The sequence below is a fragment of the Micromonospora sp. DT4 genome (assembly GCF_049841675.1).
Classification (GTDB): domain Bacteria; phylum Actinomycetota; class Actinomycetes; order Mycobacteriales; family Micromonosporaceae; genus Micromonospora.
Genome location: NZ_JBNCKT010000032.1, coordinates 44,704 through 50,946, shown reverse-complemented (window position 1 = coordinate 50,946; position 6,243 = coordinate 44,704). Strand labels below are relative to the sequence as shown.

Annotated in this window: 7 protein-coding genes and 3 tRNA genes; 6 read left to right on the top strand and 4 right to left on the bottom strand. The window is 71.5% G+C overall.

Annotated features, from left to right (window positions below; genetic code table 11):
- From ACLQ24_RS12495 to ACLQ24_RS12480, 4 genes are all read left to right on the top strand, one after another.
- A partial coding sequence (locus ACLQ24_RS12495; protein ID WP_425891339.1) for a hypothetical protein occupies positions 1-228 on the top strand: 228 nt, incomplete at its 5' end.
- Positions 214-286 (top strand) — tRNA-Glu (locus tag ACLQ24_RS12490). The genes ACLQ24_RS12495 and ACLQ24_RS12490, both read left to right, overlap by 15 nt.
- 31 nt (positions 287-317) lie before the next feature.
- A tRNA-Asp gene (locus tag ACLQ24_RS12485) sits at positions 318-391 on the top strand.
- A 99-nt stretch (positions 392-490) separates the two neighbouring features.
- Positions 491-564, top strand: a tRNA-Phe gene (locus ACLQ24_RS12480).
- Positions 565-769: 205 nt separating this feature from the next.
- Here the strand turns inward: ACLQ24_RS12480 and ACLQ24_RS12475 are convergent.
- Entirely contained in the window at positions 770-1,873 is a 1,104-nt protein-coding gene (locus tag ACLQ24_RS12475) for a hypothetical protein (protein ID WP_425891338.1), read from the bottom strand.
- A 167-nt stretch (positions 1,874-2,040) separates the two neighbouring features.
- Here ACLQ24_RS12475 and ACLQ24_RS12470 point away from each other — a divergent pair, with 167 nt between their 5' ends.
- A complete protein-coding gene (locus ACLQ24_RS12470; RefSeq protein ID WP_425891336.1) occupies positions 2,041-2,562 on the top strand; it encodes an SRPBCC family protein in 522 nt (173 codons plus the stop codon).
- Between the two features lie 17 nt (positions 2,563-2,579).
- Here ACLQ24_RS12470 and ACLQ24_RS12465 read toward each other — a convergent pair whose 3' ends face one another.
- Both ACLQ24_RS12465 and ACLQ24_RS12460 read right to left on the bottom strand, forming a co-directional pair.
- Positions 2,580-3,284 (bottom strand): DUF2786 domain-containing protein, encoded by a 705-nt coding sequence (locus ACLQ24_RS12465; protein ID WP_425891335.1) that lies wholly within the window; start codon positions 3,282-3,284, stop codon positions 2,580-2,582.
- Between the two features lie 219 nt (positions 3,285-3,503).
- Complete coding sequence (locus tag ACLQ24_RS12460) at positions 3,504-3,893, bottom strand: hypothetical protein (protein WP_425891333.1); 390 nt, start codon at positions 3,891-3,893, stop codon at positions 3,504-3,506.
- A gap of 154 nt (positions 3,894-4,047) precedes the next feature.
- Here ACLQ24_RS12460 and ACLQ24_RS12455 point away from each other — a divergent pair, with 154 nt between their 5' ends.
- On the top strand, positions 4,048-5,391 hold the full coding sequence (locus ACLQ24_RS12455; RefSeq protein WP_425891332.1) for an ABC transporter substrate-binding protein: 1,344 nt from the start codon (positions 4,048-4,050) through the stop codon (positions 5,389-5,391).
- 87 nt (positions 5,392-5,478) lie between these two features.
- Here the strand turns inward: ACLQ24_RS12455 and ACLQ24_RS12450 are convergent, their stop codons facing one another.
- Positions 5,479-6,222, bottom strand: a complete 744-nt coding sequence (locus ACLQ24_RS12450; protein ID WP_425891331.1) for an enoyl-CoA hydratase/isomerase family protein — start codon at positions 6,220-6,222, stop codon at positions 5,479-5,481.
- Between the last annotated feature and the right edge of the window lie 21 nt (positions 6,223-6,243).

Below are 6,243 nucleotides of genomic sequence, written 5' to 3'. Positions count from 1 at the left end.
CCGCAACCACCAACCAGCACCGAATCTTCGCGCACCATGGTGCGCCTCGATGACGGCGCCGTGTTGCTGACCTGCGGTTATACGGTCCACGACGACCCCGGCCACACCGGTTTTGTCGACCGGCCAGGCATCACGTATGCTTTCCAAGCCTCCGGCGGGGCCGGATGGGAGCAAGTCCGCTTGAAGTTGCGAGTGTGCAATGATGGCGGGGCCGCCCTCATCGTCTAGCGGCCCAGGACGCCGCCCTTTCAAGGCGGTAGCACGGGTTCGAATCCCGTTGGGGGCACGACCGGCGTAAGTCGGAGCAACACAAGCTAGGTCCTGTGGAGCAGTTGGAGTGCTCGCCGCCCTGTCAAGGCGGAGGTCGCGGGTTCAAGTCCCGTCAGGACCGCAGCGCTGACGCCGCGCATAGCGCGGCGTTCTGCGTATCGGAGCGTGTGATCCTGTGAGCAGTTCGATCTGCTGACGGGTAGCATGAGCTGAGCAATAGGGCCAGGTAGCTCAGTTGGTACGAGCGTCCGACTGAAAATCGGAAGGTCGGCGGTTCGACCCCGCCCCTGGCCACATAGCCTTTCGCCGGGCTACAGAGGTCCCCACCAGCGGATACGCAGGTGGGGATCTTGCTTTGTGCGGCCCCGTCCTCCGGCCGCCCGCAGGTGCCACGTCACCGCGGTCGAGTCGACCACTCCCCCGCCAGCGCGGTAGTCGCGAAATCTTGAACAGTTTCCGTTAGGTCCGAACGGAAACTGTTCAAGATCTCCGCGTCCGGTCACCGGTCCCGGCGGTCCTGGCTGCGGTGCTGGGCGATCCCGCCCTGGATCGCCTCCCACACGCTGCGTCCGGCCTGCCGGATGCTCTCGCCCGCCTGCTCGGCGAGCTGCGCCGCGCTCTGGGCTGCCGCCTGCGCCCCGCCCGCCGCACCACCACCGCCCTGCGCACCACCGCCCTGCTGATCACCGGCCTGCGCACCACCGCCCTGCTGATCACCGGCCCGCTGGCCGGCGCCTCGTTGATCGCCGCTTGGGCCGTCCCCGGCCCGGCCGTGCTCGCCGCGACCCGCCGAGCCGCCACCACCCGGGGCACCGCCCGGGCCGCCACCACCCGGGCCACCAGTCGGGCCACCACCCGGACCACCGCCCGGGGTGCCGCCGGCCGGACCAACGCCCCCTCCGCCAGCCGGACCGCCACCGCTCGGACCACCGCCCGGACCACCGCCCGGGGTGCCGCCGGCCGGACCGCCGCTCCCTCCGCCGGCCGGACCGCCGCCGGCCGGACCGCCGCCCGCCGGGCCCCCGCCACGAGGACCGCCGTCGCTCCGGCCGCCGGCGGGAGGCCCGGACGGGCCCGGAGGGGCAGGCGGACCGGTCGGCGGACTCACCGGACGGGCGGGTCGTGTCCGCGTCTGGTCGCCGGCCGGCACACCAGCCTGCCGGACCAGTTCGTCGCGTACGCCGGAGTGCTGCGCCCGGGCGGTGATCCCGGCGGCGCCGGCCGCCAACTGCTCGGTACTGCGGTTGACGTCGTCGAGCGCGCCGCTGCCGGCCCGGCCGAGGGCTTCGATGACCTGCGGGTTGTTGTCGATGGTGTCGAGCGCGCGGCTCAGAAGTGTCACCAACTGCTCCAGCCGGACCCGTAGCTGCGCCTCGGCGTGCACCCCGTCGATGTCCAGCTCGACGCCGTGTAGGTGGACCCGTACGCCAGCGTCCAGTTGGAGGAGGTTGGCCAGCCGGGCGCGCAGCGAGATGTCGGCGTCCAGCCCGTCCACGACGAGGCGGATCGAGTCGACCGAGACCTTCGGGATGTCGAGGAGGACGTCCGGGTCTCCAGCGTCGACGTCCCGGTCCGGCCTTCGCTCCTGCGCGTTCTCGCTCATGCTCTCCCGCTCCGCCCGTACGCGAACCCGGTCGTCCGGGCCGCCCGGGCGCGGTTACCCGCTTTCCGGCGGGGCATCCCGTCCGTGACGGCTCGGCAACCCACTGTCTGGAACAGTGCACCGCGCGAAGCTGCACGCCCGGGCATCAGCCGGTATGGTCCGGGCCTATGGGACAGGGGATGGCTGATCCGGCCGACATTCGGCAGGACCTGGAGCGTTTCTCCTTGCGGTGCAGCCTCCTTGTCCCCGGTTCCGCCGAGCGGGCGTTCGCCGTGTTCACCGGCGAGCTGACCGAGTGGTGGGTCACCGAGTACACCTGGTCGGGGCCGGAGGCTCTCGCCGAGCTGGGCATGGAGCCACGGGCCGGCGGCATGCTCTACGAGATCGGCCCGTACGGCTTCCGCGCCGACTGGGGACGGGTGCTCACCTGGGATCCGCCTCGACGGTTGGTCTTCGCCTGGCAACTCGGGCCGGACCGGGTGCCGGTGCCGGATCCGGCGAAGGCGAGCGAGGTCGAGGTGCTGTTCCTGGCCGACGGGCCCGAACGGACCCGGGTCGAGCTGGAGCACCGGCACTTCGACCGGCACGGCGAGGCGGCCGAGGGTTATCGCAAGGCGCTCACGGCGGGCTGGCACGAGTTGCTCACCCGCTACCTCGCTACGGTGTCACGCGGTCAGCACCCCGCCTGAGCATTGCCGGGACGGGGTCACCGGTCGACTTGTCGACCGACCCGACCGGTGTCGAGATTCCGGCCGCCCAGGTGCGCGCGGTTACCCGCCTCGGCGCCGGAGCCGAAGCCCGTGCCGCCGAGCCGGCGTGCCGGAGCGGTACGCAGTCGCGGGTACTCCTCGGTGAGCCTCCGCTGCACCCGGTCGGAGCGGTCGGCCAGCACCAACGCCATCGACGGGGCACCTGAGTCGCTGGCCGCCGCCGACTCGGCCGCCCACAGTCGGCCCCCGATCACCTCCGCGAAGCCGGCGAGCCAGGACCGGCGGAAGGCGGCCGGATGGTCGTCCAGCGGCACCGCCGTGGCGGCCAGGCCGTGTGCGGCCTGCACGAGCAGCGAGGTGAAGAGCAGGTCCACGCGTTCGAGGTCGCTGGCGAAGCCGAACAGGTGCGCGACGAACCCGTTGCCCTGCTTGCGCCGGACACAGCGGCAGCGCAGCGGCTCGGCGACCGCCGCGAGCAGGCCGACCTTGTCCCGGGCGTACGGGGCGACGATGTCGAGCACGCGGTCACCGACCGGATCGGTGGTCGGGTCCCGGACCGCGAGCAGTGCCCTGTCGACGCCGTAGCGGGCGATCAACTCGGTCGCCTTGGCGGTGAACGCCGCTGACTCGGCGGGCGTGCAGGCCGGGTCCTCGGCCTGGGCGAGCAGCTTGCGCACCTTGCTGAGCATGGCCTCGGACATGCCACAGAGCTACCACACCCGTCCGACGATCTGGGACCACGCCAAAATTAATCGATCAGGACCATCGTCACGGTCGGCCAACCCCTCCACTACGGACGGTCAGCCAACTGTTCCGGAGGTCGCATGCCGTCCCCGACCGCTACGAGTACGAGCCGCTGGTCGCGTACCACGCCTTGCGAACGACCCGCACGGACGCGGCGCCCAAAGCGGGTGCAGCATTCACGCGGCCCGGCTGCGCAGGGTGGCGATTGTCGAACCGGCGAGCGTGAGCAGGCAGTCGGAGAGCAGACCGTCCGCCGCAGCCGCCCCGAACAGGGCCTCACCGGTCGGTACGTCCCGGTTGGCGTAGGCGCTCACGAAGCGCGCCACCCAGCGGGTGTCGTAGTCCGCCTGCTCGATGCCTGGGAAGTCCAGCGCACATCCGGTGCTCGGCGGGGCGTCACCGACCATCGTCGCGGCCAGGCACCAGGCGACCCCGTACGCCCCGGACAGGCCGGCCCGGTCGACGACCGCGTCGAACGCACCCGTCACCGCGTCCCCATCGCCGGCCAGCGCCGAACGGAGCACGGCGGTCGCGTCGTCGAACGTCTGCTGTGGTAGATCCGTCACCCAGCGCACAGTAGGACGGGGGGGCAAGCCCCCACCTTCCGTCACTCTGCGTGTTCAATGCGAGCGACCTGCGCATTGCGCCGCCTCCACGGCCCCGCGCTCGGCCTCGGCACGCTAATGTGCGCAGCGGACCTTCGCCTGAGGAAGGACGACCATGTTCGTATCACGCCGCTCGCGGGTGGCCACACTGGCTGCCTGCGCGACGATCCTGTTCGCCACGAGCGCTTGCGGGGACGACAAGGCCGACGAGGGTAGCGCCCAACAGGTGCGCCTCTACGGCACGGACGGCAACATGCTCAACTCCTACCCAGCGGAGTTGAAGGAGCGTGCCGATCTCGTCGACGGAATGAAGGGCACCACGCCCGCCACCCCGCTGCCCGAAGACTTCAAGAGCCGGCTACGGTCCGTCAATCCGGCGCTGACGGATTACCTCTACAGCGCCGAGACGTACGACGCCATCGTGATCGGTGTACTCGCCGCACAACTGGCCGGCAGCACCGACCCGGCCGCCATCGCCAAGCAGATCGTCGGCGTGACGAACAACGGTCAGCGCTGCGAGGACCCGGCCAGTTGCCTCACGCTGGCCCGCGCCGGGCAGGACATCGAGTACCGCGGTGTCTCGCTGACCCGCGCCGGCTTCACCGACAAGGGTGAGCCGGCCACTGCGAGCTACGCCACGCTGACCTTCAACGGCCAGCAGATCAACGACGGCAAGACCGAGTTCGTCGGCGCGGGCGCCGAGTCGGCGGCGAGCAACAAGACCCCGCCGAAGGGCAAGAAGGCGCGCCCCGGCGACGCGAAGGGCCAGAAGGCGCTGATCGTGGGCGGCCTGCTGCCGAAGACCGGTGACCTGGCGTTCGCGTACCCGCCGATGGCCGCCGCTGCGGCGCTGGCGATCCAGGAGATCAACGCCGCCGGTGGCGCGCTGGGCAAGCCGGTGACGTGGAAGGACGGCGACGACGGCACCAACCCGGCGGTCGCCAAGGCGACCGTCGCCAAGCACGTGGCGGACGAGGTGAGCATCATCATCGGCGCGGGCGCCTCGGGCATCTCCCGAGAGGTGCTGCCGGACGTGGTCAAGGCCGGCAAGATCCTCTTCTCGCCGTCGAACACCGACGCCAGCCTGACCGACGTCGAGGACAAGGGCCTCTACTTCCGTACCGCCCCGCCGGACAGCCTCCAGGGCCGGGCGCTGGCCGACGTGGTCCTCCGCGACGGGTCGCAGAAGATCGTCATCGTCGCCCGCAAGGACTCCTACGGCGAGGGCCTGCAAGCCACCGTCCGTGACGAGCTGGAGAAGGCCGGCATCCCCGGTGACCGTCTCAAGCTGCTCACGTACGACCCTCCGGCCGACGCCAAGGCGGCGCCCGTGAACTTCACCGCCGGCGCGAAGGAGATCAAGGAATTCGGGGCCGACGCCGTCCTCATCATCGGTTTCGGTGAGTCGGCTCAGGTGATCCGGGCGCTCGCCGACTCCGGGGTGCAGATCTGGCACTGAGCACCACCCGCGGGCCACGACGCACCACCCGTGAACCACGACGGCCGCACCGGCTCCACAGCCGGTGCGGCCGTTCTCGTCGCCGCGTCAGCGGGTCCGGCGGCGTTCGAGGAACTCGGTCATACGGCGGTGCTTCTCCTCGTCCTCGAAGAGCACCGCCTGACTCACCAGGTCGAGCTGCGGGTGCGCGGCGGCGGGCGCGTCGACGGCCAGCTTGGTGAGCCGCAGCGCCAGCGGCGACGCCTGGGCCATCTCGTCCAGCAGCCCGTGCGCCGTCGTCAGCAGTTCGCCGGGCTCGTCCACCACCCGGTTCACCAGACCGATCCGCAGCGCCTCCGCCGCGTCCACCCGACGCCCGGTAAAGAGCAGTTCCTTGGCCCGGCCCTCGCCGACGAGGGCGGGCAGTCGGTGGGTCGCGCCAGCGCCGGCCAGAATGCCCAACCGCACCTCCGGCTGGCCGAAGACCGCCCGGGCCGTGCACACCCGAAGATCGCAGGCGTACGCCAGCTCCGCGCCACCGCCCAGCGCCGGCCCGTCGACGGCGGCCACGCTCGGCATGGGCAGTGCCCTGATGCGCGCGAAGGCCGCCGAGTTGATCGCGGCCAGCGCGTCCGTGCGGCCCCGCTCACGGAGCTGACCGATGTCGGCGCCACCGGCGAAGATGCCCTCCGCACCGCCGGTCAGGAGCAGCAGCCGGGGCCGCGCCTCCAACTCGGCGCAGACCTGGTGCAGCTCGGCGATCAGGTCGGCGTCGATGGCGTTGCGCTTCTCCGGCCGGGCCAGCGTCACCACGAGCCGGTCCGGCCGCTCCTCGATCCGTAGACCGCTCACCGTGCCCACCCTCCGTTTGCG

Coding starts and splice junctions, on each gene's coding strand:
- ACLQ24_RS12470 (WP_425891336.1), top strand. CDS start 2,041: ATGGGACAGGGGATGGCTGATCCGGCCGACATTCGGCAGGACCTGGAG.
- ACLQ24_RS12455 (WP_425891332.1), top strand. CDS start 4,048: ATGTTCGTATCACGCCGCTCGCGGGTGGCCACACTGGCTGCCTGCGCG.
- ACLQ24_RS12475 (WP_425891338.1), bottom strand. CDS start 1,873: ATGAGCGAGAACGCGCAGGAGCGAAGGCCGGACCGGGACGTCGACGCT.
- ACLQ24_RS12465 (WP_425891335.1), bottom strand. CDS start 3,284: ATGTCCGAGGCCATGCTCAGCAAGGTGCGCAAGCTGCTCGCCCAGGCC.